This window comes from Mangrovimicrobium sediminis, assembly GCF_004745945.1.
Classification (GTDB): Bacteria; Pseudomonadota; Gammaproteobacteria; order Pseudomonadales; family Halieaceae; genus Mangrovimicrobium; species Mangrovimicrobium sediminis.
The window spans coordinates 67,101-92,262 of the sequence record NZ_SRLE01000005.1 but is presented as its reverse complement, the minus strand read 5'-3'; the positions used below and the strand labels follow the sequence as shown (position 1 = coordinate 92,262).

Below are 25,162 nucleotides of genomic sequence, written 5' to 3'. Positions count from 1 at the left end.
AAACTCGCAGTCCGGTGCCGCGTTGTGCGCCAGGCGCGGGACACAGCATGGCTGACACCCCGGGCTGTGTGACGCGGTTCTCGCTTTCACCTCGCCGCGGCACCGTTCCGGTGGTGCGGATGGTAACCGCAGGAAACTTTAGCGAATTAAGGGCCGTTTTATTGCGCCAAAGGAAGACCAGTTCACATATTGCCTGATCGCTCCCAGTCGCCAATGCGATAACATCTGTTTTTTCTGGAGCAACCTTCCGGGGCGGGAGTTTTCGCCCCTCACGCAGACTGGAATATGCACGCGTTGGCGCACACATTGAGAGCGTTGCCCTTCCTCGCCTGGCTGGCGATCGTCGCGCTTTCCGCCAACGCCAGCGCGGAACCCATCCTCATCCACAATCCCGATTTGCAGGGCGAGGACTTCTCGACCCGCAGCCTGGTGAAAGTGTACGCGATGCAAAAACGCGTGTGGTCCGACGGCACCGCCGTCCGCGTCTTCGTCATGCCTGACGACAGCGAGACCCACCGCCAGTTCGTCGCCGACTACCTGCGCATGCAGCCCTATCAACTCAACCGCCTGTGGCACCGACTGGTGTTCAGCGGCACCGGCACACGGCCGCGCGAAGTCAACTCGGTAAAGGAAATGATCGAACAGGTGAGAAACACGCCCGGGGCCATCGGCTATATCGACAGCGCCGATGCCGGTGCCGTCGACGCCGCGATGAAGACGGGGAGCGACCATGAATAAGTTGAGTCTAATGCCCCTGTGGCCTGCGCTGCTGTTCGGCGCGGTCAATGCACACGCGCTCAGCGACGACTTCCAGTTCCAGGGTTTTCTCAGCCAGGGCGTGATCTACTCGCCGGACAATCCCTTCTTCGACAAGGACACCGGCCTGAACTTCAACTATCGCGAGGTGGGCCTGAACGGCTCCTGGACCGCGAACGACCGCGTGCGACTGGCCGGGCAGGTGCTCTCGCGCCGCGCCGGCGACCTCGACGACGGCGACCCGAAGATCGATTTCCTGCTGCTCGACTACAACTTCTACATCGACGAAGCGGTCAGTGCAGGCATCCGCCTGGGCCGGGTAAAGACCCACTACGGGCTGTACAACACCAGCCGCGACATCCCGCACGGGCGCCCGGGGGTATTCGCCCCGCAGTCGATCTACTACGAGAGTATGCGCGGCGCGCTGATCTCGTTGGACGGCGCGGACCTGTACGCTACAGTCGCGACGCCGCTGGCCGATATTTCACTGAATGCCTTCGGCGGAACCGCCCACTTCGACAACCAGGCTGTCGAATACCAGCTGTTCCAGAGCAGCATGCCGGGAAAGTTCCGGGACATCGATGGCGGCGGCTTCCAGGTGATGGCGAATCCCCGGCCCCTGCCGGACCTGACCCTGGGCTACACCTATATCGGCTTCGTCACCGAATACGAGGACGGTCCTAGCTTCACCCCGGCGGAAGTCCTCGAGGGCCTCAACGCGCTGAAGGAGGACAGCTCATTGTATCCGCTGTACGTGACCAACCTTGAACTGGAAGCGTCTATCCACCTGTTCTCGGCCCAGTATTCGCCGGGGGACTGGATCTTCACGGCGGAACACATGATCGTCGACGTTCACCTGGACGAGATCGAAATGCTGCACCTCTCGGTACCCAAGGAGATCTTCCCCGACAAGTACAAGTCGAAATCCGTATACCTGCAGGCCGAATGGCAGGCGATGGAAAAACTCAGCCTGTATACGCGCTGGGAGAAACTGCTGATGAACGAGGACGACCCGGACGGCTCGGTCTACGAGTACTACACAGGAGGAAACCCGGTCACCCAGTACAACGAGGCGTACACTGCCGGTTCACGCTGGTACTTCACGCCGGACTTCTCGGCCACCGCGGAGTACAGCATCAACGAGGGCGCGGCGTTCCTCAACGGCCAGTCGGACATCGACTACTCCAGCCTGAACAAGCACTGGGACCTGTTCCTGTTGCAGTTCTCGTACCACTTCTAGCCGCCCGGTAGACCAGTCAGCAGCCGCCATGTATATCAGCCTCAAATGGAAACTCGTCGTCTTCCTGAGCCTGGTATTGGCCACCGTGACCGTGGCCTGGACCTGGCAGAGCGTGTACAAGCAGCTGGAAAATTTCGAGGACAAGCTGGAGCGCGGCTACAGCGCACAGAACAAGCTGATCGAGGAACTGGTTTCCGACAACTACCTGAAGCTCTCGCAGCTGGCCCTGCTGATTGCGGAAAACCCCACCATCGAGCAGCGCCTGAGCGAACACGACAATGAGGAAGCCACGGAACAGGCGCTGGAGAGTGACTGGCTCTCCTACAACATCAACCTGGGCCTCGACTACCTCGCGGTCTATGACGCCGACAAGCAAGCGAGGAGCGAGATCTTCTCGAGCATGATCGAGTCGGACCGGCAGCTGAGCGGCTACGTGGCCCGGGAGTTACTTTCGCGCAACTCGCCGCACAGCCAGAAAAACTTTATCTACTGCGCCCGCGTATGCCTCATGGTTGTCCTCGAACCATTCATCACCGATAACGGGACCGCCGGGACCATCGTGGTCGCCCAGAACATGGCGGAGTTGGTGCGCAGCTACTCGGACTTCTCCAGCGCGGCCCTGGGCATCCTTATCGAGGATGTCGAACCGCTGCCCGGCAGCTCGCAGGAGCGCTACCTGGACCAGTGGCACCTGCGCGCCTGGGCGGTGAGCGACTTCGAGCGAGTGTTCCCGGTGCTGGAGGGCTATGCGCAGGGCAACCCGCACCACAACCCGCGGAACGAGCTGTATCACAGTGGAGATGCCAGCTACCTGGTCAAGAGCCTCGCCACCAGCATCGAGACCCTGGGCAACAACGTCTACTTCATGTCGATCAGCGACGAGACCTCCGACTACCTCATGATGCAGGACAATATCCGGCGCGGCCTGTGGACCGGCATGTTGGTGCTGCTGGTCGCCGAGGGCCTGCTGTTGCTTCTGCTGGTGGCGCCGCTGAATCGCCTCACGCGCATCACCAACGCGCTGCACCTGCTGCCCTACCAGCAGTTCTCGCGGGCGGCGAACAAGCTGTCCACCGGTCGCAGCTGGTTCCCGGACGAGCTCAGCACGCTGGAAACCAGCACTGCATACGTAGCCACGGAACTGGAGAAACTGCAGGGCGAGCTGACCCTCAAGAACAAGTCGCTGGAAAACCAGATCCACGCGCTCACGCGCTCGCGGGCCTTCCTGTCGCGGCTGTTCGACAACGCGCAGATATTCATCATCACCCAGGATCACGACTCGCGCATCCTGTCCACCAATACGAAATTCGAGGCCATGTACCAGCACGTACCGGACAACTTCGGCGTGCTGTTCAGCGATGAGCTGCAGTCGGATCACTTCCAGGAGCATGTGCAACGCCTGCACGCGCGCGAGGAAGAAGTCTTCCAGCAGGAGCTGCGGCAGTTCGACAAGAACGGCAAGGAGATGGTCATCGCCTGGACCCACACCCTGGTCGAGGACGAGAGCGGCGAGGAGATCGTGCTGTCCATCGGCATCGACCAGACCATGCAGAAGCTCGCCGAGCACGACCTGCGGCGCATGGCCAACCACGACAGCCTCACCGGCATCGGTAACCGGCGCTACTTCAACACCGCGCTGGCCCAGTTCCTCAACGCAGACATGCACGGTGCGCTGGTGTTTATCGACGTCAACCGCTTCAAGCAGATCAACGACATCTACGGCCACGCCACCGGCGACAAGGTGCTGGTGGAAATCGCACAGAAACTGCGCACCCACCTGCGCAATTCCGACGTGATCTGCCGCTTCGCCGGCGACGAGTTCATCGCCATCCTGGCCAATACCGACGCCAACTCGCTGCCGCCAATCCTCGACAAGGTACTGGAAAACCTGTGCGGATCGGTGAAGGTCGCCTCCGGGCGCAGCGTCAACTACACAGTGAGTATCGGTGCATCCCTGTTCCCCGCCCACGGCGACGACGCGCAAACCCTCACCACCAATGCCGACATGGCGATGTACAACGCCAAGCGCAAGGGCCTGGGCCACTGGCATATCTTCGACCCGGACGAGGAGCAGGTGGTACAGCTGAAGATCGACAACAGCCTGATCCTCAATATCCGCAACGCCCTGCGCGACAATGCGTTTCACCTGGTCTACCAGCCAGTGGTCAACCTGCACACGGAGGAGATCTCCCACTACGAGGTGCTGGTGCGCATGCTCGACGAGCGCGGGGAGACCATCTCACCCGGGCTGTTCATCCCGGTCGCCGAGCGCTCCGGTGAAATCCGCCGCATCGACGAGTGGGTGTTGGACAACGCGCTCAAGCAGTTCAGCGAGATGCGCGCCCTGGGCCCGTGCCCGAAACTCGCAGTGAACATCTCCGCCCCGACCATGCAGGCGGACGACTTCCCGCAGATGGTGATCGACACCATCAACAAGTACCACATCGACCCCGACGACCTGATCATCGAGCTGACGGAAACGTCCTATATCGAGAATTTCCAGCAGGTACTGCGCAACCTGCAACAGGTCACCGGCAGCGGCGTGCGTATCGCCCTGGACGATTTCGGCGTCGGCTATTCATCGTTCACCCACCTGAAACTTCTGCCCCTGAGCTACGTCAAGCTGGATGGTTCATACATCCGCCAGTTGCAGCAGAACCAGGAAGACCAGATTTTCGTGCGCAGCCTGGCCGCCATCGTCGAGGCTTACGGCATGGAAACCATTGCGGAATTCATCGAGGACGAGGACACCCTGGGCCTGCTGCGCAGCCTGGGCGTCACCCACGGACAGGGGTATTACCTGGGTCGCCCGGCGCCCCTGGTGCTCGGCGAGAGCCACCAGCGACGCTCCACCAGCCACTAGCCGGGGTCGTCGCGCCTCGCGGCCAACAGTCAATCGCGGTAAAAGAAAAAGCGGCTAGAGCTTCGAGTAAAGGCCGTCGAACACCACCTGCCACTCACCGTCCTTGCCCATCGATTCCCACAACTGGCGCACGCTGCCGTCCCGGTTCGGCGTCCAGGTAATGCGCTGCACCAGCAGTTCGCCGTCGGCGCCGCGGGTGGTTCCCTCCAGCAGCATGCCATCCTTGTGCAGCCGGCCATCCAGCAGCAACAACTGCCCGGTGCTGTCGACCCAGGTCTGGTGCCACAGGCCGCGCGACGCATCGTAGAGGTTGAGGCTCTCGCCGCTGAAGCCCTGCTCGGTGGTGTAGCGCTCGTGCAGCACACAGCCGCCGTATTCGCTGGTGATGGTGTTGTAGCCGGCGAGCTTGCCGTCCGGTGTGTGCACCTGCCACTTGCCCAGCCAGAAATCGAACTGGCGATGCTCGGGGGAGTTGCAGGGCGGCGCCGCAGGCTGGGCGGCTGCAGTGAGCGGTGCCAGCAGGCACAGCGCGACGGCGAGACAGCGCAGGGATCGCATGGGCGTTCCTCCGGCTCAGGTGGGCGTACTGCGGATCATCGCACAGCTGGGCACGCGACGAAAACGCCGGCATTCACGCCGAAGCCGGCTCACCGGACTCAAGCGCCCAGGTGGGTCGCCTGGATACGCTGCAGGATGTGCTCGCCGGCGGAGGTCGGCGGGTACAGCGGCGGGTGTGCATCGTCGGTACAGCTGGGCAGGCATACGACCTCGGTCTGCGGGTCCGGGTCGACGAACATGGCGATGGAGTAGCGGTCGCCGACACCGCCGCGCGGCTGCACGCGGTGCATGCTGGAGCGGTAGCGACGGTTGGTCCAGCGCTCGGTGAGGTCGCCGACGTTGATCACCACCGCGCCGGGTACCGGGGTCACCGGGTGCCACTGGCCGTCGGTGTCGCGCACCTCGAGGCCGCCGACCTCGTCCTGGAACAGCAGGGTAATCATGCCGTAGTCGGTGTGCGCGCCGGCGCCCAGCTGCCCGTGGGTCGTCGCACTCAAAGGCGGGTAGTGCAGCAAACGCATGGTGACGTTCTCACCGCTGTGCACCTTGACGAAGTAATCCTCGGGCACGTCGAGGTCGATGGAGAACACGCGCATGATGCGGTAGGCGGCGGACAGGCACTCCCGGTAGAAACGGTGCAGGAGGTCGCGGAAGTCAGGGTCCGGCCACTCCAGCGACAGCTTGGAATCCAGGTCGCGCATGGTCAGCGCCTCCTTCAGGTCCGGCGGCTGGCCGGGTTCCAGGCTCTCCTCGCACACGCCCTGGTAACCGAAGTTATCCTCCGCGCTGGAGTAGCCCAGCTTGCGCTTCTCCGCCTCCGGCTGGGAGAAGTAGGCGCGCGAGGCCGCGAAGATCTCCGCCTGCAATTCGGGAGGAATGCCGATGTTCTTCAGCGACATGAAGCCGATGCCGGTAAGCGCGGCGTTGACCTGTTCGGCCAGCTTGCGCATGGCGGTGGCATCGCTTTCGTCGTAGGACGCGAAATCGATCAGGGGTATATCCATCATTCAGTCTCCGGGGAATTGCTGGCGGGCGCGGCGCCCGATTGTCGCAGCCAGGTGAGTAACAGTTGGCGTTCTGCATCGCTCATGCCGGTCAGGTTGCCCAGCGGCATGTAGCCGCTGGACACCGCCACCGCCACCCGCGCGGACTGGCGGCGCAGGTCGTCCACGCTCTCCAGTTCGATGCCCGCCGGCGCGGCGGTAAAGCCAGGCTGGGTAGGCTGTGCCGCGTGGCACACGGCGCAGTGCGCAGCGGACACCTCGAGCATCGCCGCATCGGCGACACGCGGCTCCCCTGCGGCGGCAGGGGGCGGCCGCGCATCCCAGGCCAGCCACAGGGCCAGCAGCGCGAACAGCCCGGCACAGGTGAGAAGGATGCCCGGGCGGTGAATGTCGCGGTGCTTGAGATTGAAATACTGGCGCGCACTGCCGGCGACAAACACGATGTAGACGAGTATCAGCCAGGCGAAGCGGTGCCCGTAGAGCAGCGGGTAGTGGTTGCTGATCATGCAGAACAGCACCGGCAGGGTCAGGTAGTTGTTGTGGGTGGAGCGCAGCTTGGCCATGGCCAGGCCGCCGGCATCCGGCTCGCGGCCGGCCTCCAGCGCGCGCACCATGGCGCGCTGGGGTGGGATGATGCCGATGAACACGTTGGCCACCATGATGGTGGCGATGAGTATGCCCACGTGCAGGTAAGCGGCGCGCGGCGCGAACAGCAGGTGCGCCGCGTAGCTGTAGAGCAGGGCCAGCACCAGTCCGCTGGCCACCAGCAGCGGCGGCCGCGCGGCGAGGCCCGCGCGCAGCGGCAGTTCGTAGACCGCAACCCCGGAGGCGATGTACACAAGGCTGAGGCCCACCGCAGCCAGCGGCGCGCGCACCGGGTTGTCCGGCCCCACCAGGTAGGTGTCGGCCTGGAAGTAGTAGAGCACCATCAGCAGCAGCATGCCGGTGATCCAGGTCGAGTAGGCCTCCCAGTAGAACCAGTGCAGGCGCGCCGGCATCTGCGGCGGCGCCATGCGGTACTTGGCCACCTCGTAGATGCCGCCGCCGTGGAACGCCCACAGGTCGCCCTTGACGCCCTGCTGCGCTTTCCAGTCCGGCGGGTCGCGCAGGCTGTTGTCCAGCCACACGAAGTAGAACGAGGCGCCGATCCAGGCGATGCCGGTGATCACGTGCAGCCAGCGCAGGGTCAGTTCCAGCAGGTCCCAGAGTGTCGCGATCACCGCACCACCTCCCTGCCCGCCACCCAGGTACTCGCCACCAATCGCTCATCCCCCAGCATCATGTAGACAAACCACTCCTCGTCGATATCGCTCACGTCCTGCAACCGCCGCTGCACCTGTGGATTACCCGCCGGGTCCAGCACCAGGAAATCCGCCTCGCTGCCCACCGCGAGGTTGCCGATGCGCTCGGCCACGCCCAGCGCCCGGGCATTGCCCAGGGTCACCGCGTACAGGCCCTGCATCGGCGGCAGGGACATCTCCTGCAGCTGGCACACGCGGTAGGCATCGCCCAGGGTGCGCAGCATGGAAAGGCTGGTGCCGGCGCCGACATCCGAGCCGAGGCTGATGCACACGCCCTCGCGCTCCAGCTGCGCCCAGTCGTACAGGCCGCTGCCGAGGAACATATTGGAGCTGGGGCACAGCGACACCCGCGAGTCGGTGGCCGCCAGGCGCTCGAGTTCGTCGGGCTGCAGGTGCACGCAGTGGGCGAAGAACGAGCGCTCGCCGCACAGGCCGTGGCGGTCGTAGGTATCCAGGTAGTGCGCCGCGTCCGGGAACAGCTCGGCGACGGCGGCGATCTCGCCGGGGTTCTCCGCCAGGTGGGTCTGCAAATAGACGCCGGGGTAATCCCGCAGCAGGCGGCCGGCGGCGGCCAGTTGTTCATCGGAGCAGGTGATGGAAAAGCGCGGGGTGACGGCGTAGGCCAGCCGCCCTGCCCCGTGCCAGCGCTCGATCAGGCGGCGCGAGGCGGCCTCGCCGCTGGCGGCGGTATCCAGCAGGCCCTGTGGCGCATTGCGGTCCATCAGTACCTTGCCCGCAACCAGGCGCAGGTCGCGCGCGCGGGCCGCGGTGAACAGCGCCTCGGTAGCGTCCTCGTGGCTGGTGGAGAACACCAGTGCGCTGGTGGTGCCGTGGCGCAGCATCTCGCCGAGAAACTCGTCCATGGCCGCGGCGGCGTAGTCGGGGTCGGCAAAGCGCGCCTCGGCGGGAAAGGTGTAGCGCTCCAGCCAGGCCATGAGTTGTTCGCCGTAGGAGCCGAGAATGGCCAGCTGCGGTGCGTGCACGTGGGTGTCGATAAACCCGGGCACGATAAGCCCGGCGCCGAGGTGCGGGACATCCCCCAGTTGCAGGCCGCCGGCGCTGGCCTCGCGTGCATCGGCGAGCAGGGTGATCACACCGTCCTCGAACTGCAGGACGCCGTCCTCCAGGTACTCCACGCCCGCACCGTCGGCGCCGGGCGTATCGATACAGTGCAGGATGCGCCCGCGCAGGATACCGCTGCCCACTCAGCTGCCCCGGTAGGTCGAGTAGCCGTAGGGACTGAGCAGCAGCGGCACGTGGTAGTGTTGCTGCGGGTCGGCCACGCTGAAGTGAATCAGGACCTGCGGGTAGAAACCCTCTGCGCCGCGCGCCGCGCGCCAGGCGCCGACCTCGAAGCGCAGCCAGTAGTCCCCGGCAGCCAGCTCGGGCGCAGCACTCCACTGGGCGACCCGGCCGTCGTCATCGGTAATGCCGCTGGCCAGCAGCGTGTCCCCCTGCCCCAGCGCGACGGCGATGCCCGCCCCCGGCTGGCCGCTGTGCAGGTCGAGCACGTGCGTGGTGATACCTCTGCCCATGGACTACTCCTGTTCCGGGTCGGTCGCAAACGCGCGGTCCAGCCGCAGCGCAGTGATTTTTGCCTGTTCCGCCGCGCCGGTGCGCAGCTCTTCCTGTGTCGAGTGCGGCAGGCGTTCGCGCAGCAGGTCGCGCATCTCGGCAGCGCTCTTGCCGCTGGCACAGACGATAAAAATGAATCCGTGGCGCGCCTCGTAGTCGCGGTTCAACTGCATCAGCTCCTGCAGGACAGCCTCGTCCGCCGCCGCCACCTGGCCCTGTTCGCGCGAGGCGGTGGAATACTTGTCGCGCAGGACACTGAGGTCTCCGATGCGCGGGTGACCGGCGAAGGCCTCCAGCCACTCGGCCTCGCCCATGGTCTCCCACACCTGCGCGGCGCAATCGTGCAGGGCGGCGAGATCCGCGAACGGCCGCTGCGCGGCGACCTCCCGGGCCCAGCGCCAGCAATGGCAGCAGCCCACCAGCGCGTCCACCGCCACGGTGTCCACGGCGCTGTTGAACTCCGCCAGCGCGGCGCTCACGAGGATTGCTCCGTATCGCGCAGGGCGGCGCGCATCTGCGGCCAGCCCATCGCGGCATCGGTGTCGGTTGCGGCGACCGGCTCGGCAAGGATCGACGCGGCGATGGATACCGCGACCTCCATGGGCAGCTTGCCCTGGACCTCGGGCAGGCCCACCGGGCACTCCAGCGCCGCCAGTTGCGCCTCGCTGAATCCGTCGCGGCCCAGGCGATGACGAAAGCGCAGGGACTTGGTCTGCGAGCCGATCAGGCCCAGGCGGCGCCAGCCGCCGCGCTGCAACAGGGCGCTGACCAGGCGGTAGTCGAGGGCATGATCGTGGGTGAGCACGAACACGCTGGCGCCCGCCGGCAGCCGCGCGACGGCATCCTCCGGCTGCGCTTCGAACAAGCATTGCAGGCGCTCCCCCGCCGGCAGTTGCGCCAGCAACTCGGCGCGGTTGTCGATACAGGTGACCCGCGTTTCGGTCTGCACCAGGATGCCGGCCAGCGCGGCGGCCACGTGCCCGGCGCCGAACAGGCAGACCTCGCGGCGCTGCGGCACGAAGGTCTCGATGAAAATCGCCACCGAGCCGCCACAGCACTGCTGCGCCTCGGCCGCCAGCGGAAACTGTTTTACCTCCTGCAGCGCCTGCCCGGCGGCCAGGCACTCCCGGGCGCGCTGTACCACCAGGTATTCCAGTTGCCCACCGCCAATACTGGCGTAGGTGTCCGCGGCGCTGACCACCATCTTCGCGCCGCGCTCGCGCGGGGTGGAACCGGCGGTGGCCATAACCGTGACCAGCGCATAGGCTTCGCCCGCGGCCTGCAGGCGCGCTACCGCCTCGCTCCAGTGACTGTCTCGCATTGGCATCGGCCTACCCTCGCAGCGCTTCGCGCGCCGCCCAGTAGACCCGCTCCGGGGTCGCTGGCGGATCCATGCGCGGGTTGAAGCGGTAGTCGCACAGGCTGGCGCAGGCATCGCGCAGTGCGCACCACACGGAGATCGGCAGCATCAGCGGCGGCTCGCCCACCGCCTTGGAGTGGTAAACCGTGTCCTCCGCGTTGGGGCGCTGGAACAGGCGCACGTCGAAGTGCTCGGGCACGTCCGCCGCGGTCGGGATCTTGTAGTTGGCCGGGCTGTTCGAGGTGATGACGCCGTCGTCGTTCCAGCTCAGCTCCTCGGTGGTCAGCCAGCCCATGCCCTGCACGAAACCGCCCTCGATCTGGCCGATGTCGATTGCCGGGTTCAGCGAGGCGCCGACATCGTGCAGCACGTCCACCCGCGTGACCCGGTATTCGCCGGTGCTGGTATCCACCACCACCTCGGAGCAGGCGGCGCCGTTGGCGAAGTAGAAAAACGGCCGGCCCTGCCCGGTCTCCCGGTTGAAATGGATTTTCGGCGTGCGGTAAAAGCCGGTGGAAGACAGCGAAACGCGGTTGAGATAGGCCAGCGAGATAAAGTCCGGGAACGGCACCACCTGCTCGCCGGCGAAAACGTGGTCATCGCGCAGTTCCACCGCACCCTCGTCGCAGCCGAAATGCTGCGCCGCGAAACTCACCAGGCGCTTGCGAATGCGGTTGCAGGCGTCCAGCGCCGCCATGCCGTTCATGTCGGTGCCCGCGGAGGCCGCGGTGGGCGAGGCGTTGGGTACCTTGTCGGTACAGGTGGCGCCGGGCATCACGCGCTCGATGCTCACCCCAAGTGCACGGGCGACCACCTGCGCGACCTTGATGTACAGGCCCTGGCCCATCTCGGTGCCGCCGTGGCTCACGTGCACGGAGCCGTCGGTGTAGATGTGCACCAGCGCGCCGGCCTGGTTGAGGTGGGTGGTGGTAAAGGAAATGCCGAACTTCACCGGCACCAGCGACAGGCCGCGGCGCAGGGTTCCGCCCTGGGCGTTGAAGGCGGCCACGGCGGCGCGGCGCGCGCGGTAGTCGCAGCTGTGCTCCAGTTCCGCGACCAGGTCGACCAGCACCGACTCCTCGATCTCCTGGCCGTAGGGCGTGCTGTCGCCGGGCCGGTACAGGTTGGCCTTGCGCACGTCGAGGGGGTCCATGCCCACCCGGCGCGCGATGTCGTCCATGAACGCCTCGGTGGTCACGATGCCCTGGGGCGCGCCGAAACCGCGGAACGCCGTGTGCGAGACCATGTTGGTGCGACAGCGGTAGCCGGTCACCGCGGCGTTCTTCAGGAAATAGGCGTTGTCCGCGTGGTTGGCAGCGCGGTCGACGATGCCGTCGGAGAGGTCCGCGGTACAACCGCAGTTACCGGCCACATCCATGACCAGGGCCTGGATCACGCCGCTCTCGTCGAAGCCCACGGTATAGCGGTTCCAGAAAGGGTGCCGCTTGCCGGTCTGCACCATGTCGGCCCAGCGTGGCATGCGGTAGCGCACGGAGCGGCCGGTGCGCCGGGCGAACAGCGCGGCGAGGCAGGCCAGTGCGGCGGGCTGCGACTCCTTGCCGCCGAAACCGCCGCCCATGCGGCGCACCTGCACGGTCACCGCGTGCAGCGGCAGGTCGAGCACCTCCGCGGCGAGTTTCTGTACCTCGGCGGGGTGCTGGCTGGAGCTGTAGATCTGTACGCCGACCTCGTCCGGCACGGCCAGCGCCACCTGTCCTTCCAGGTAGAAATGCTCCTGCCCGCCTACCGCCATCTCGCCGCTCAGGGTCATCGCCGCAGCGGCCAGCGCCGCCTCCGGGTCGCCCAGCCGCGAGCGACGGGTGGGCAGCAGGAAATCCTCCGCCGCCAGCGACTCGGTTACTTCCAGGCGCGGCACCAGTGGCTCGTAGTCCACCTGCGCCAGTTGCACGGCGCGCTGTGCCGCCTCCAGGCTGGTGGCGGCCACTGCGAACAGCGGCTGGCCCACGTAGTGAACGGTGTCTCCCGCCAGCAGCAGGTCGCCGTCGAACACGGGCGAGATATCCGCGCTGCCGGGAATATCCGCCTGCACCACGACGTCGACCACGCCGGGCGCGGCGCGCACCGCATCCAGCGCCATGCCCAGCACGCGGGCGTGGGCGTGGCTGGAAACGCCGACGGCGACGTGCAACTGGTCCGGGTAGGCGGGCATGTCGTCGACATACACCGCGGAGCCTGCGACATGCCGCGCGGCGGAATCCTGCGGCAGCGACTTGCCGACCGGGTCTACCGCCGGGGCGTTGGGGTTATACGCCGGGGTCAGCTTACGCATGGGACACCTCCCCGAGTTCGAACACGTCCGGCGCATCGCCATCGCGCAGCGCGCGCAGGGCGCGGCGCAGCAGGGCGGCGGCCATGTCCAGGCGGTATACCGCGCTGGCGCGCACGTCGGACAGCGGCTGGAACTCGTTGTCGAGGCTGGTACAGGCGTTGTCGATCACCGCGTCGGTGAGTTGCGCGCCGAGCAACTGCTGCTCGGCAGCGGAGGCGCGGCGCGGCACCGCGGCCATGCCGCCATAGGCGATACGCACTCCCAGCACATAGCCGCCATCGAGAGTCATACTCACCGCGCACATCACCGAGGAGATGTCGTCCTCAAAGCGCTTGCTCAGCTTGTAGAAACGATGCGGCGCGCGGGACAGGTGCATGGGGATATACACCGCCTCGATATAGTCGCCGGCCTGCAGTCGCGTCTGCCGGTAATCCAGGTAGAAATCCTCTACCGGGTAGCGGGTGCGCTCACCCAATGTGTTGACCACTTCGACGTCGGCGCCCCAGGCCATCAGCACCGGCGGCATGTCGGCGATGGGCGAGCCGTTGGCGAGGTTGCCGCCAATGGTGCCGCGATTGCGCACCTGCTCCGAGCCGAGTCGCGCCAGCAGGCCGTCCAGCGGCGTCGAGGCCAGCAACGGGTGGCCCATCAGCTGGTGATAGCGCACGCCGGCGCCGATGCGGATATAGCCGTCCTCCTCGCCGATGGTGGCCAGCGAGTCGATCGCCGAGATATCCACCAGCACCTCAAACTCGCGGTAGCGCTGGGTGATCTCCAGGGCGAGGTCGGTGCCGCCGGCGACCAGGGTCGCCCCCGGCTCCACGGCGAGAATCGCGCGCAGGTTGGAGCGCGAGCGCGGCTGGTAGTAACGCTGGGCGCCGCCGACCAGCGGCTGCCGGTCATCCCGGTCCGGCGCACCAGTTTGGGTCGCCGGCTCATTGAAAATGCCCCGCTGCGGATACGTAAGCATGCGCTGGCCGGCCTCGACAATCGGCCGGTAACCGGTGCAGCGGCACAGGTTGCCGGCGATGCAATCGGTGATCGCGTGGCGCCCGGGTGTCTCGCCGCCCTGCGCCAGGCTGCGCTGGTAGAGTCCCGCCAGGGACATCACGAAACCGGGGGTACAGAAGCCGCACTGGGAGCCGTGGCAGTCGACCATGGCCTGCTGAACCGGGTGCAGTTCGCCGTCCTGCTCCAGACCCTCGACGGTCAGCACCTGCCGCCCCTGCACCGAGCCCAGCAGGCATATACAGCTGTTGATAGCCTGCGGCGAGGTGTCGTCGGCATCCGCTATGAGCACGGTACAGGCGCCGCAGTCGCCGGAGGCGCAGCCCTCCTTGGTACCCACCTTGCCGAGCCGCTCGCGCAGGTAGCGCAGCAGCGTCATATTGGCATCGACGCCGGTGCATTGTTGCAACTCTCCGTTCAGATAAAACTCCACCGGGCCTCCTCGTGACTTCGCGGTACCGCAGCGCGGCATTCCGCTTCTTTGCAAATATTAGACCAAATGGACAGCTTTTCCGTCAGAGCGGGAAAAGCGCGACGCCGGGGCGCGCGGGGTGGCATGGTAATTGCTGAACCGCCTGTATTACTGCGGCAGGGATACCGCGGGTTCGGGCAGCCGCCGAAACCCGGCATGACAAAACTTGACCAAACGATCATAAAATGACGCCCCCGGTTCGACTCGAACTCGTCGGCATTGGCAAGCGCTTCGGCGCAGTCGTGGCCAACGACAGCATAGACCTGCGCCTGCGCCCCGGCGAGATTCACGCGGTGCTCGGCGAGAACGGCGCCGGCAAGAGCACGCTGATGCTACTGCTCTACGGCGTGCTGCAACCGGACAGTGGCAGCATCGTGTGGGAGGGCCGGGAAGTCAGCGTCAGCGACCCCGGCACCGCGCGGCGCCTGGGCATCGGCATGGTGTTCCAGCACTTCTCCTTGCTGCGCACCCTCAGCGTACGCCAGAACCTGCAACTCGCCTACCCCGACCTCGACGAGCAGCGCCTGGCGCAGGTGCTCGGCGATTTCGACCTGCGCATCGAGCTGGATGTGCGCGTCGGCCTGCTCTCCCCGGGGGAGATGCAGCGCGTGGAGATCCTGCGCTGCCTGCTGCAGGACATGAAACTGCTGATTCTCGACGAACCCACCTCGGTGCTCACGCCGGCGGAGGTCGAACAGCTGGTAGCCATCCTGCGCAAGCTGGCGCAGCGCGGCTGTTCTGTGCTGTTCATCACCCACAAGCTGGACGAGGCGCGCGCCCTGTGCCGCGAGGCCACCGTACTGCGCGGCGGCCGCGTCGCCGGCCGCCTCGAGTTGGCCGGCAGCAGCGATGCGGATATCACCCGCCTGATGCTCGGCGGCGAGCCGCCGCCGGCACAGCTGGCGCGGGCCGCAGCGCCGCCCGGCGCCACCGCCCTGCAACTGCGCGGGATCTGCGCACAACTGCCCGGCCAGCGCCGCGGGCGACTCGAGAACATCGACCTCAGCCTGGCCAGCGGCGAGATCCTCGGCATCGCGGGGGTTTCCGGCAGCGGCCAGGAAGCGCTGGCCGCGGTGGTGGCCGGGGAGATCCGGCCCAGCGCCGGCAGCCTGTGGCTGGACGGCGAGGACCTTGGCCGCAGCGGCGTGCGCCAGCGCCGCCGCCGCGGTATTCGCGTGTTGCCGGTGGACCGCCTGCACCACGCCGCCGCCGCGGGCCTGACCCTGGACGAGAACTACCTGCTCTCCCACTACGACGACGCGGCCTGCCACAGCGGCCCCTGGCTGCACTGGGGCCGCGTCGCCGCCCTGGCCACGCAACTGATACAGGACGCCGCGGTGCGCGCGCCCTCCGCGGCGGCGCAGGCGCGGCAGCTGTCCGGCGGCAACCTGCAGAAATTCCTGGTCGGCCGCGAGCTGGCCGGCGCGCCGCGTGTGCTGGTCTGCTACAACCCCACCTGGGGCGTGGACCCCGGCGCCCAGGCTAACATCCACGCGGCGCTGGCCGCGGCGCGCAACGCCGGCATGGCCATCCTGCTGCTGTCGGAGGACACCGAGGAACTGTACCGCCTGTGCGACCGGCTCGGCGCCCTGTGCGATGGCCGTTTGTCGCCCCAGCTTCCCACCGCCGAGGTCGACCGCGACCTGCTCGGGCAGTGGATGACCGGCGCGGGTGGCAGCAGTCCGCAAAGGAGTGGCGCATGCGCATAGAGCGCCGTGCCGCCCCCTCGCGGCGCATGCAGGTCCTGTCGCCGCTGCTGGCGCTGGTGGCCACCGGGCTGACCGGCGCCGCGATCTTCGCCGGGCTCGGGCAACCGCCGGCGGCGGTCATGTACGCATTCTTCATCGCCCCGGTGCGTGACCTGTACGGGATCAGCGAGTTGTTATTGAAGGCTACGCCGCTGCTGCTGTGCGCGGTGGGCCTGTCCCTGTGCTTTCGCGCGCGGGTGTGGAATATCGGCGCGGAGGGGCAGTTCATCCTCGGCGCCCTCGGCGGCGGGGTGGTGGCGCTGGCCTGCAACGAGTTCTCCGCCGGCTTCGGCTGGGCGCTGCTCGGCGCGAGTGTCGCCGGTATGCTTGCCGGCACTGCCTGGGCGGGGATCGTCGCCTTGCTGCGCGACCGCTTCGACTGCAGTGAAATCCTCACCAGCATCATGCTCAACTACATCGCCCTGCAATTGCTGCTGTGGGCGGTGCACGGCCCGCTCAAGGACCCCGCAGGCTTCAACTTCCCGGAGTCCGCGCTGCTGGTGGAGGAACTGCTGCTGCCCACCCTGCACCCGGACTACCGCGTGCATATCGGCCTGCCTATAGCGCTGCTGGCCGCGGCCGGGCTGTGGCTGCTGATGGCGCGCAGCCTGCTCGGCTTCCAGGTGCGGGTGTTTGGCGAAAGCGCGCGCACCGCGGGCTACGCCGGCTTCAGTTCACGCGTCCTGCTGTGGTTCGTGCTCGCCGCCTGCGGCGCGCTGGCCGGGCTGGCCGGGGCCTTCGAGGTGCTCGGCCCGGTGGGTCAGGTCACCCCGCACCTGTCCGCGGGCTACGGCTTCTCCGCCATCATCGTGGTGTTCCTCGGCCGCAACCATCCGGTGGGTATCGTGCTCGCCGGCCTGCTCTTCGCACTCACCTTCATCGGCGGCGAGAACCTGCAGATCGAGTTCGGCCTGCCGCGCTCCATCACCCAGATGTTCCAGGGCATGCTGTTGTTCTACCTGCTGGCGGCGGACTTCCTCATCAACCACCGGCTGCGCCTGCCCGGCGCCGCGCCGGCCCTGGCGGGGGAGCGCTGAGCCGTGGACGCCGAGCTGTTCGCCACCCTGGCGTTTTCCACCCTGCGCGCCGGCATCCCCCTGCTCTACTGCGCGCTGGGCGTGTTGCTCGCCGAGCGCAGCGGCATGCTCAACCTCGGCCAGGAGGGAATGATGCTGATGGGGGCGGTGGTCGGTTTCATCGCCGCCAGCGAGAGCCAGAGTCCCGCCCTCGGCGTGCTCGCCGCGGCCGGCACCGGCCTGGCCTGCGGCGCGCTGTTCGCCCTGCTCACACTGCTTTTGCAGACCAACCAGGTCGCCACCGGGCTGGCCATGACCATCTTCGGCACCGGTCTCAGCGCCTTCCTCGGCGAGGACTACGTGGGCAGTTCGATCGACGGCATCGCCCCGCTGGCGGTGCCGCTACTGGCGGACATCCCGCTGTTCGGCCAGGCGCTGTTCGCCCAGGACTGGCTGCTCTACCTGGCCTGGCTGCTGGCCCTGGCCAGCTACTGGCTGCTGCACCGCAGCCGCGCCGGGTTGATCATCACCGCCGTCGGCGAAGACCCGGCGGTGGCCCACCGCCTGGGCCTGCCGGTGCGCCGGGTGCGCGCGCTGATGGCCTGCGCCGGCGGCCTCATGGCCGGCCTCGGTGGCGCCTACCTGTCGCTGGCCTACACTCCGCTGTGGACCGAGGGCATGACCACCGGGCGCGGCTGGATCGCCCTCGCCCTGGTGGTACTCGCCGGCTGGCGCACCGGCCTGGTGCTGGTCGCCGCGCATGTGTTCGGCATGGCGGGCATCCTCAACCTGCTGCTGCAGGGCACCGGTATCGGCCTGCCCGGCCAGATGCTGGCCATGGCGCCCTACCTGTTATGTATCGCGGCGCTGGTACTGCTCTCGCGGCAGCGCGATTTCGGCCGTTACCAATCACCGCCCGGACTGGGCCAGAACTTTTCACCGGAAGACTGATATGCGCAAACACCGCTCCCCACTGCTTCGCCGACTGCTCGCCGCCGCCATGCTGCTGCCCGCCCTGGCCGGCGCCCAGGCGCCGGTCAAGGTCGCCTTCATGCACGAGAACCCGGTGGGCCAGGGCGGCTGGACCCTGTCCCACGAACTGGCGCGCAAGGAACTGGAAGCGTATTTCGGCGAGCGTATCGTTACCACCGCGCTGGACGGGGTGCCGCCGGGCGGCGATGCCGAGCGGGTGATGACCAAGCTCGCGCGCGACGGCAACCAGTTGGTCTTCGCCACCTCCTTCGGCTTCATGAACTCGGCGGTGCGCGTGGCCAGGCGTTTTCCGAAGGTGAAGTTCGAGCACGCCTCGGGCTACACCACCGCGCGCAACCTCGGCACCTACCAGATCCGCGCCTACCAGGGCCGCTACCTGGCCGGCTACGCCGCGGCCCTGGCCAGCAAGACCGGGCGCCTGGGCTATGTCGGCTCGTTCCCGATCCCGGAAGTGCTGCGCGGTATCAACGCCTATACCATCGGCGCGCGCGCCGCGCGCCCGGACATCACCGTCGAGGTGGTGTGGATCAACACCTGGAGCGACGCCGGCCGCTCGCGCGAGGCGGCGGACCTGCTCATCGCGCGCAACGCCGACGTCATCACCCACCACACGGAAACCGCCGCGGCGATCCAGGCCGCGGAGCAGGCCGGCGTGTGGTCGGTGGGCTACCAGACCGACCGCAGCGCCTATGCGCCGCAACACCACCTGGTGAGCATCGCCCACAACTGGTTCCCCATCTACAAGCGCAAGGTGCAGTCGGTGATCGACGGCACCTGGACCTCCAACGTCGACTGGGTCGGCGTCGAGGAGGACGCCACGCAACTGGTGGGCTGGGGGCCGCAAGTACCGGAAGACATTCGCGCCGCGGTGGCCGCCGAACGCCAGCGCATGCTCGACGGCGAGCTCAATGTCTGGCGCGGGCCGCTTAAGGACAGCAGCGGACAGGAGCGGGTCGCCGCGGGCGCGATTCCCGCGGACGACGCGCTGATCGCGATGGAGTGGCTGCTGGAGGGAATTATCGGCGGCGTGCCCAACTAGTGGGCAGCGCAGGCCTGGGTCAGCTGTTCGCGCAAACGCTGCTGCTCCCGCGCGGGCAGGAAGCTCGCGGCGAAGCTGTTGTGCAGCAGGGTCTTCGCCTGCTCGCGGCCAAGGTCCAGGTGCTGCGCGAGGGCGAGGAAGTTCTCGTTGAGGTAACCGCCGAAGTAGGCCGGGTCGTCGGAATTGACGGTGACCATCACCCCGGCCTCGAGCAGTTGCAGGATGTTGTGCTGGGCCATGCTCTCGAACACGCACAGGCGCACGTTGGACAGCGGGCAGACGGTGAGCGGCACCTGGCGGCGCGCCAGCTCCGCCACCAGCGCCGGATCGTCGACGCAGCGCACACCGTGATCGATGCGCTGCACGCCGAGCAGGTCCAGGGCGGTGCGCAGGTTGGCCGCCGGGCCCTCCTCGCCGGCGTGGGCAGTGAGCGCGTACTCGCGTTCGCGCGCCGCGGCGTACAGCCGCGCGAAACCCTCCGGCGGGAAGTCGCGCTCGGAACTGGCCAGGCCGATGGCGACGAAGTCCTCGCGGAAGGCATCCGCGGCGGCCAGGGTGGCCAGCGCGTCGTCCTCGGGCAGGTGGCGCAGCAGGCTGAGGATAAGCAGCACCGACTGGCCCCAGCCCGCGCGCGCCTCATCGATGGCGCGCCTGAATCCGGCCATGATCGTCGCCATGGCCACGCCCTGGGCGGCGTAGGTCTGCGGCTCGACCATGATCTCCGCGTGCACGATGTTCTGCGCTTTACAGCGCAGCAGGTAGTCCATCATCAGATGGTAGAAGTCCTCCTCCTCGCGCAGCACCGAGGCGCCGAGGTAGTAGAGGTCGAGAAAGCTCTGCAGGTCGGCGAAGTCGTAGGCGGCCTCGACCGCCTCGATGCTCGTGTAGGGCAGGCTGACGCCGTTCTTGCGCGCCAGCTGCAGCAGCCGCTCCGGCTGCAGGCTGCCGTCGATATGCAGGTGCAGCTCGGCCTTGGGCATGGCGCACAGCCAGCGCGCGAAGGTGTCGTCGTTCATGCCGCGCCCTCCACGCCCGGTTCATCCCCAGCCACATCCACACCCTCGATGACGACCAGCCGGGAATGGGCGTGACGGCGGCGCATGGCGTGAATCGGCGCTACGTCCTCCGCCTCCACCCAGCGGCGCGCGGCGGCGGCATCGTCGAAGGCGATGACCACCATGCGCCCGGGTGCCCAGTCGGTGTCGTGCAGGTGAATCCTGCCGGCGCGCACCAGGTAGCGCCCGCCGTAGCGCTCTACCGTGGGTGTAATGAGACGCAGGTATTCTCGGTAGGGTTCTGGATCGATGACATCGTTATCGACGATGACATAAGCGGTCATGCGGGCCTCCGGGTATCGCTCGGTGACATACGGAACATTCGACTGCACCGCGGTCAAAAACTGGCATTTTTCTCGCATGTTATTAAACCACCAGTCACGGCCTGGCGGCCACCGCATTCGCGTGGACGCCGGCTGCAACGGGCCGAGCAGCCAGCCGCGGCCCCGCGTTTGACGCTGTCATAAGGAAGCACAATGGCGACACGGAAAGAATCACGCAACGGCACTGCGAAGCGCGGGCCGTACAAGCCCGGAAAGATTCGCGACCACAACTTCCAGATCATCCTCAAGGCTGCGGAACAGGAGTTCGCGCTGAACGGCTATCGCGGCACCACCACGCAGAAGATCGCCGACCGCGCCGGTGTCGCCAAGCCCAGTATCCACTACTATTTCAGCAGCAAGCACAACCTCTACCTGGCGGTGCTCGATAACATCATCCACCTGTGGAACGACTACCTGGACACGGTGGACGCCGACGCCGACCCGGCCGAGGTGCTGGACATGTTCATCCGCAAGAAGGTGGAACTCGCCTTCACTCACCCGGAAGCCTCCAAGGTGTTTGCCATGGAGATCATCCAGGGCGCGCCTTTCCTGCGCGAATACATCCGCACCGAGATGCGCACCTGGGTGCGCGAGAAGGCCAACTTCCTGAACATCTGGATCGAACAGGGCCGCATGGCGCCGGTGGACCCGGTGCAGCTCATCTTTCTCATCTGGTCGTCGACCCAGCACTACGCGGACTTCGATACCCAGGTGCTGACCATCATGAACCACGCCGAATACGAACCGGAGATGATCGCGCATATCGCCGACTTCATCAGCGGCATGATCCTGCGCGGCTGCGGCCTGGAACTCCCGGTCGGCAAGTCGCAGCAGCGGCGCACCGGCTGAACGCGGGGCGAAGCAATGGCTGCCAAGCGCCTGTGGATCGCCAACCCGGCGGCGGCCTATAGCCCCGACATCGACGTCGATTGTCGCGGCGGCGTGGTGGTGGCCGGCAAGCGCATTCTCGAATGCGTACCCGCGGGCAGCACGCCGCGCGCCTTCGACGATCGCCTCGACGCCGACGGCCTGGTGCTGCTGCCGGGCCTCATCAACTGCCACCACCACTTCTACCAGACCCTCACCCGGGCCCTGCCCGCAGCCCAGGACCGCGAGTTGTTCGACTGGCTGCGCGCGCTCTACCCGGTGTGGGCGCAGATGGACGAACAGAGCATCGCCGCGGCCACCGAGCTGGCCCTCACCGAAATGTTGTTGTCGGGCTGCACCACGGCCGCGGACCACCACTACCTGTTCGCCGACGCCTTCGCCAACGCCATCGACATCCAGGTCGCTGTCGCCCGCCGCCTGGGCATGCGCGTGGTGTTGACCCGCGGCTCGATGAGCCTGGGCGAGTCGCGCGGCGGGCTGCCGCCGGACAGCGTGGTGCAGGACGAGCAGGTCATCCTCGAAGATTGCACACGACTGGTGCGCGAATACCACGAGCGCAGTGAGGATGCGATGGTGCAGATCGCCTTCGCGCCCTGCTCACCGTTCTCGGTCAGCGCTGAACTCATGCACGAGACCGCGCACCTGGCGCGCAAGAGCGGCGTGCGCCTGCACACCCACCTGGCCGAGACCGAGGACGAAAACCGCTTCTGCCTTGAGAACTTCGGCCGGCGGCCGCTGGACCACCTGGAGGAACTGGGCTGGATGGGGGATGACGTCTGGCTGGCCCACGGCATTCACTTCGAGGAGAGCGAAATCGCCAGGCTCGGCGCCGCCCGTGTCGGCATCTGCCACTGTCCCTCCTCGAACATGATCCTCGCCTCGGGCCTGTGCCCGGTACTCGACCTGGAGGGTGCCGGTGCGCCGGTCGGGCTGGGCGTGGACGGCTCGGCCTCCAACGATCACTCCAACCTCATGGAGGAGGTGCGCCAGGCCTTTTTGCTGCAACGCCTGCACTACGGCAGCGCCAGCGTTTCGGTCGGCGATGCCCTGCGCTGGGCGACGCGCGGCGGCGCGCGGGTCCTCGGCCGCTCGGCCCTGGGCAGCCTGCGCCCCGGCAACATGGCCGACCTCGCCCTGTTCGAACTCGGCGCCCTGCGCTTTTCCGGCGCCGGCGACCCGCTGCTGGCGCTGGTCACCTGCGGCGCGTCCCAGGCCAAGCACGTGATGATCAACGGCGAGTGGTGCGTGACCGACGGCGCCGTGCCCGGCGTGGACCTCGGCGCGTTGAAGGCGCGTCACCGGGAAGCCGCTGCGCGGTTGCGCGAGCGGGCCCAGGTGCAGGGCTTCAATTAGGCGCCGGGCTCCCCGTCCCAGTAGTCCAGGCCATCGGCTTCGCGGCCAATAAAACGCAATCGATCGCGCGAGCCGATCTTACGCCGGCCGAAGACAGCAAACTTACCAGAATCCGGATACTCGCAAATCTCCGTGTCCGCTTTGGACGACACCGCCAGGTACCTCAGCGTACCGCTGCCGGTGTTGGTCAGCTTGTGCGCGTACTCCGGTCCGCCGCGCGGAGCTCCGAGGACGTCGCCGGCGCGCACCGCGTAGCGATGTTCGCCGAAGCGGTACTCCGCCTCGCCCTCGAGGATGACGAACAACTCGTCCTCGTTGTGGTGGACGTGGCAGGGACAACTGGACCGCCCGGGTTGAACCTCGATGTAGCAGGCGCCGAGTTGGGTCAGCGCGAGACGCTCGCCCAGCGGCGCGTCCTGCGAGGCCCAGTGCTCGCCGCGGCTGAATGGCTCCAGCGATAGTTCCGCAAGCCGGGCGACCGGATTCAGTGGGGTATTCATACCTGCCTCTCACTCGGGTTGGATGAAAGGCGAAGCATAGCAGGCCGCGTTGCGGACACCTTTCAATCCTGGGGACGGGGAGCGAGTGGCGACTGACCCGCTGTACGGGCAATTCCGGCAGGTTCGCCGTCAGAACTCGAAGCGCCCCTGGCGTGGGGCCGGTTCGGCGATAGCCGCGGCAGGGGTGGCGACCTCGTCACCGCTGTCGAGGCTGGACACCGCCAGCCCCAGCAGGCGCACCCCGCGCTCCACCGGCAACTGATCCCCGAGTAATTGCTGGCCGATCGCGGCCAGTTGTTCGCGCGAGGTCACCGGGGCGTCCAGCGAGCGCGCACGGGTAATCTGGCGGAAGTCGTTGTACTTGAGCTTGAGGGTGACGGTGCGCCCGCGCGAGGCCTGTTTCTCCACCCGCGCCCAGAGAATATCGACAATCCCGTCCAGCGCCGCGCGCAGCGCATCCTCCGCCTGCAGGTCTTCGCCGTAGGTGCGCTCCGCGCCGATCGACTTGCGCGTGCGGTCCGGTTTCACCGCGCGGTGGTCGACGCCGCGGCTGGCGTGGTAGAGGTACTGTGCCGACTTGCCGAAGTGCTCGACCAGGAAAGCGAGCTCGCACTCGCGCAGGTCGGCGCCGGTGTGAATCCCCAGGCCCGCCATTTTCTCCGCGGTCTTCGGCCCCACGCCGTAGAAGCGCCGCGCCGGCAGGCCGGCGACAAAGGCCGCGCCCTGCTCCGGGCGTACCACGCAGATGCCATCGGGCTTGTTCTGGTCCGAGGCGATCTTGGCGATGAACTTGTTGTAGCTGACGCCGGCACTGGCGGTGAGTCCGGTCTCCTCGCGGATCTGCGCGCGGATCAGTTGGGCGATACGCGTGGCGCTGCCGACACCGCGCAGGTCCGCGGAGACATCGAGGTAGGCCTCGTCCAGTGACAGCGGTTCGATCAGCGGCGTGTAGCGGGCGAAGATGGCGTGAATCTGCTGTGACACCGCCCGGTACACCTCGAAGCGCGGCTTGACGAAAAGCAGCTCAGGGCAGCGCCGTTTCGCCGTCACCGAAGGCATCGCCGAACGCACGCCGAAGGCGCGCGCCTCGTAGCTGGCGGCGGCCACCACACCGCGCGCGGCGCTGCCGCCGACGGCGACCGGGCGGCCGCGCAACTCGGGGTTGTCGCGCTGTTCGACGCTGGCGAAGAAGGCATCCATGTCGATGTGGATGATCTTGCGCGGTGCGCTGTGTGAGTCAGGCTCGGGCATGGCGCCGATGGTAGGCAGAGCGCGCAAGCGGTACAAGCGTGACGGGCCGGCGCCGCCGTTTGACATGGGCCATGCTTAAGGTATTATCGCTTACATGTTACATATGTAAGGTGTATTCATATGACCCTTCTGGGACTCAGCCCCTGGCACCTGTGGATCATCCTCGCCGTGGTCCTGCTGACCGCGGAAATCTTCGTCTCGGGCTTCGTGCTCGCCGGACTCGGCTTCGGCGCCCTGACCGCCGCCCTGGGGCATTACCTCAGCGGCGAACTGGGCTGGGCGCTGGCGGGCTACTGCGCCGGTGCCCTGCTGTTCTTCGTCGCCATCCGCCCCATCGCCCTGCGCACCTTCATGCGCGGGGACCGGCCACGCTTCGGCGTGCACGGCATGCTCGGCAAACAGGTCACGGTGATGGACAGCCCCGCGCTGGGCGGCGGCTACTACACGGTGTTCCGCGACTCGCGCTGGGAACTGGAGAGTACCGACGACCTCATGGACGGCGACCTCGCCGAGGTGGTCGACGTGCGCACCTCAACACTTATCGTCAAGCGTGTAGCACGCTAGGGAGA

Annotated in this window: 23 protein-coding genes; 10 read left to right on the top strand and 13 right to left on the bottom strand. The window is 67.1% G+C overall.

Features of this window, described 5'->3' with window-relative positions; all coding sequences use genetic code 11:
- The first annotated feature begins 306 nt into the window (after window positions 1–306).
- The 3 genes from E4634_RS05340 to E4634_RS05330 are packed head-to-tail and all read left to right on the top strand — an operon-like array spanning window position 307 to window position 4,859.
- Window positions 307–738 (top strand): type 2 periplasmic-binding domain-containing protein, encoded by a 432-nt coding sequence (locus tag E4634_RS05340; RefSeq protein WP_135441584.1) that lies wholly within the window; start codon window positions 307–309, stop codon window positions 736–738.
- The gene (locus tag E4634_RS05335) at window positions 731–1,996 is read left to right on the top strand and encodes a hypothetical protein (protein WP_135441583.1); all 1,266 of its coding nucleotides are present in this window, start codon (window positions 731–733) and stop codon (window positions 1,994–1,996) included. The genes E4634_RS05340 and E4634_RS05335 overlap by 8 nt, the downstream gene beginning before the upstream one ends.
- A gap of 28 nt (window positions 1,997–2,024) precedes the next feature.
- Window positions 2,025–4,859, top strand: a complete 2,835-nt coding sequence (locus E4634_RS05330; protein WP_135441582.1) for a bifunctional diguanylate cyclase/phosphodiesterase — start codon at window positions 2,025–2,027, stop codon at window positions 4,857–4,859.
- Between the two features lie 54 nt (window positions 4,860–4,913).
- Here the strand turns inward: E4634_RS05330 and E4634_RS05325 are convergent, their stop codons facing one another.
- The 9 genes from E4634_RS05325 to xdhA form a co-directional block, all read right to left on the bottom strand.
- Window positions 4,914–5,417, bottom strand: coding sequence for a hypothetical protein (locus E4634_RS05325; protein WP_206046802.1), 504 nt, complete (start codon window positions 5,415–5,417; stop codon window positions 4,914–4,916).
- Window positions 5,418–5,515: 98 nt separating this feature from the next.
- Window positions 5,516–6,424 (bottom strand): isopenicillin N synthase family dioxygenase, encoded by a 909-nt coding sequence (locus tag E4634_RS05320; protein ID WP_240725099.1) that lies wholly within the window; start codon window positions 6,422–6,424, stop codon window positions 5,516–5,518.
- Window positions 6,421–7,641 carry a urate hydroxylase PuuD gene (locus E4634_RS05315; RefSeq protein ID WP_135441581.1) on the bottom strand — a complete coding sequence of 407 codons (1,221 nt, stop codon included), beginning with the start codon at window positions 7,639–7,641 and terminating at the stop codon, window positions 6,421–6,423. Before E4634_RS05315 ends, E4634_RS05320 begins: the two co-directional genes overlap by 4 nt.
- On the bottom strand, window positions 7,638–8,927 hold the full coding sequence (gene guaD / locus E4634_RS05310; RefSeq protein ID WP_135441580.1) for a guanine deaminase: 1,290 nt from the start codon (window positions 8,925–8,927) through the stop codon (window positions 7,638–7,640). Before guaD ends, E4634_RS05315 begins: the two co-directional genes overlap by 4 nt.
- Entirely contained in the window at window positions 8,928–9,257 is a 330-nt protein-coding gene (gene uraH, locus E4634_RS05305; protein WP_135441579.1) for a hydroxyisourate hydrolase, read from the bottom strand.
- Window positions 9,258–9,260: 3 nt separating this feature from the next.
- Window positions 9,261–9,776, bottom strand: a complete 516-nt coding sequence (uraD, locus tag E4634_RS05300; protein WP_240725098.1) for a 2-oxo-4-hydroxy-4-carboxy-5-ureidoimidazoline decarboxylase — start codon at window positions 9,774–9,776, stop codon at window positions 9,261–9,263.
- Window positions 9,773–10,624 carry a xanthine dehydrogenase accessory protein XdhC gene (xdhC, locus tag E4634_RS05295; RefSeq protein ID WP_167854777.1) on the bottom strand — a complete coding sequence of 284 codons (852 nt, stop codon included), beginning with the start codon at window positions 10,622–10,624 and terminating at the stop codon, window positions 9,773–9,775. The genes uraD and xdhC overlap by 4 nt, the downstream gene beginning before the upstream one ends.
- A gap of 4 nt (window positions 10,625–10,628) precedes the next feature.
- Window positions 10,629–12,947 (bottom strand): xanthine dehydrogenase molybdopterin binding subunit, encoded by a 2,319-nt coding sequence (xdhB, locus tag E4634_RS05290; protein ID WP_135441577.1) that lies wholly within the window; start codon window positions 12,945–12,947, stop codon window positions 10,629–10,631.
- On the bottom strand, window positions 12,940–14,388 hold the full coding sequence (xdhA, locus tag E4634_RS05285; RefSeq protein WP_167854776.1) for a xanthine dehydrogenase small subunit: 1,449 nt from the start codon (window positions 14,386–14,388) through the stop codon (window positions 12,940–12,942). The genes xdhB and xdhA overlap by 8 nt, the downstream gene beginning before the upstream one ends.
- Before the next feature lie 224 nt (window positions 14,389–14,612).
- On the opposite strand from xdhA, the gene E4634_RS05280 reads away from it, so the two are divergent.
- Genes E4634_RS05280 through E4634_RS05265 form a run of 4 tightly spaced genes read left to right on the top strand, consistent with a single transcriptional unit; the run spans window position 14,613 to window position 19,223 of the window.
- Window positions 14,613–16,136, top strand: coding sequence for an ABC transporter ATP-binding protein (locus tag E4634_RS05280; RefSeq protein ID WP_135441575.1), 1,524 nt, complete (start codon window positions 14,613–14,615; stop codon window positions 16,134–16,136).
- Window positions 16,127–17,212: an ABC transporter permease gene (locus E4634_RS05275; RefSeq protein WP_135441574.1), complete on the top strand. Its 1,086-nt coding sequence runs from the start codon at window positions 16,127–16,129 to the stop codon at window positions 17,210–17,212. The genes E4634_RS05280 and E4634_RS05275 overlap by 10 nt, the downstream gene beginning before the upstream one ends.
- Window positions 17,213–17,215: 3 nt before the next feature.
- On the top strand, window positions 17,216–18,142 hold the full coding sequence (locus E4634_RS05270; RefSeq protein WP_135441573.1) for an ABC transporter permease: 927 nt from the start codon (window positions 17,216–17,218) through the stop codon (window positions 18,140–18,142).
- Window position 18,143: 1 nt separating this feature from the next.
- Complete coding sequence (locus E4634_RS05265) at window positions 18,144–19,223, top strand: BMP family ABC transporter substrate-binding protein (protein WP_135441572.1); 1,080 nt, start codon at window positions 18,144–18,146, stop codon at window positions 19,221–19,223.
- On the opposite strand, the gene E4634_RS05260 is transcribed toward E4634_RS05265, so the two are convergent.
- Both E4634_RS05260 and E4634_RS05255 read right to left on the bottom strand, forming a co-directional pair.
- Window positions 19,220–20,239, bottom strand: coding sequence for an adenosine deaminase (locus E4634_RS05260; RefSeq protein WP_135441571.1), 1,020 nt, complete (start codon window positions 20,237–20,239; stop codon window positions 19,220–19,222). The genes E4634_RS05265 and E4634_RS05260 overlap by 4 nt on opposite strands.
- The gene (locus tag E4634_RS05255; protein ID WP_167854775.1) at window positions 20,236–20,562 is read right to left on the bottom strand and encodes a DUF1330 domain-containing protein; all 327 of its coding nucleotides are present in this window, start codon (window positions 20,560–20,562) and stop codon (window positions 20,236–20,238) included. Before E4634_RS05255 ends, E4634_RS05260 begins: the two co-directional genes overlap by 4 nt.
- A gap of 192 nt (window positions 20,563–20,754) precedes the next feature.
- Between E4634_RS05255 and E4634_RS05250 the strand changes: the two genes are divergently transcribed.
- Together E4634_RS05250 and E4634_RS05245 are read left to right on the top strand one after the other, a co-directional pair.
- The gene (locus E4634_RS05250; RefSeq protein ID WP_135441569.1) at window positions 20,755–21,450 is read left to right on the top strand and encodes a TetR/AcrR family transcriptional regulator; all 696 of its coding nucleotides are present in this window, start codon (window positions 20,755–20,757) and stop codon (window positions 21,448–21,450) included.
- Window positions 21,451–21,465: 15 nt separating this feature from the next.
- A complete protein-coding gene (locus E4634_RS05245; RefSeq protein WP_135441568.1) occupies window positions 21,466–22,842 on the top strand; it encodes an 8-oxoguanine deaminase in 1,377 nt (458 codons plus the stop codon).
- Here E4634_RS05245 and E4634_RS05240 read toward each other — a convergent pair.
- Together E4634_RS05240 and dinB are read right to left on the bottom strand one after the other, a co-directional pair.
- Window positions 22,839–23,342 carry a cupin domain-containing protein gene (locus tag E4634_RS05240; RefSeq protein WP_135441567.1) on the bottom strand — a complete coding sequence of 168 codons (504 nt, stop codon included), beginning with the start codon at window positions 23,340–23,342 and terminating at the stop codon, window positions 22,839–22,841. The two genes, E4634_RS05245 and E4634_RS05240, sit on opposite strands and share 4 nt — an antisense overlap.
- Before the next feature lie 129 nt (window positions 23,343–23,471).
- Window positions 23,472–24,659, bottom strand: a complete 1,188-nt coding sequence (dinB, locus tag E4634_RS05235; protein WP_135441566.1) for a DNA polymerase IV — start codon at window positions 24,657–24,659, stop codon at window positions 23,472–23,474.
- Window positions 24,660–24,713: 54 nt separating this feature from the next.
- Here dinB and E4634_RS05230 point away from each other — a divergent pair, with 54 nt between their 5' ends.
- Window positions 24,714–25,157 carry an NfeD family protein gene (locus tag E4634_RS05230; protein WP_135441565.1) on the top strand — a complete coding sequence of 148 codons (444 nt, stop codon included), beginning with the start codon at window positions 24,714–24,716 and terminating at the stop codon, window positions 25,155–25,157.
- Window positions 25,158–25,162: the final 5 nt, after the last annotated feature.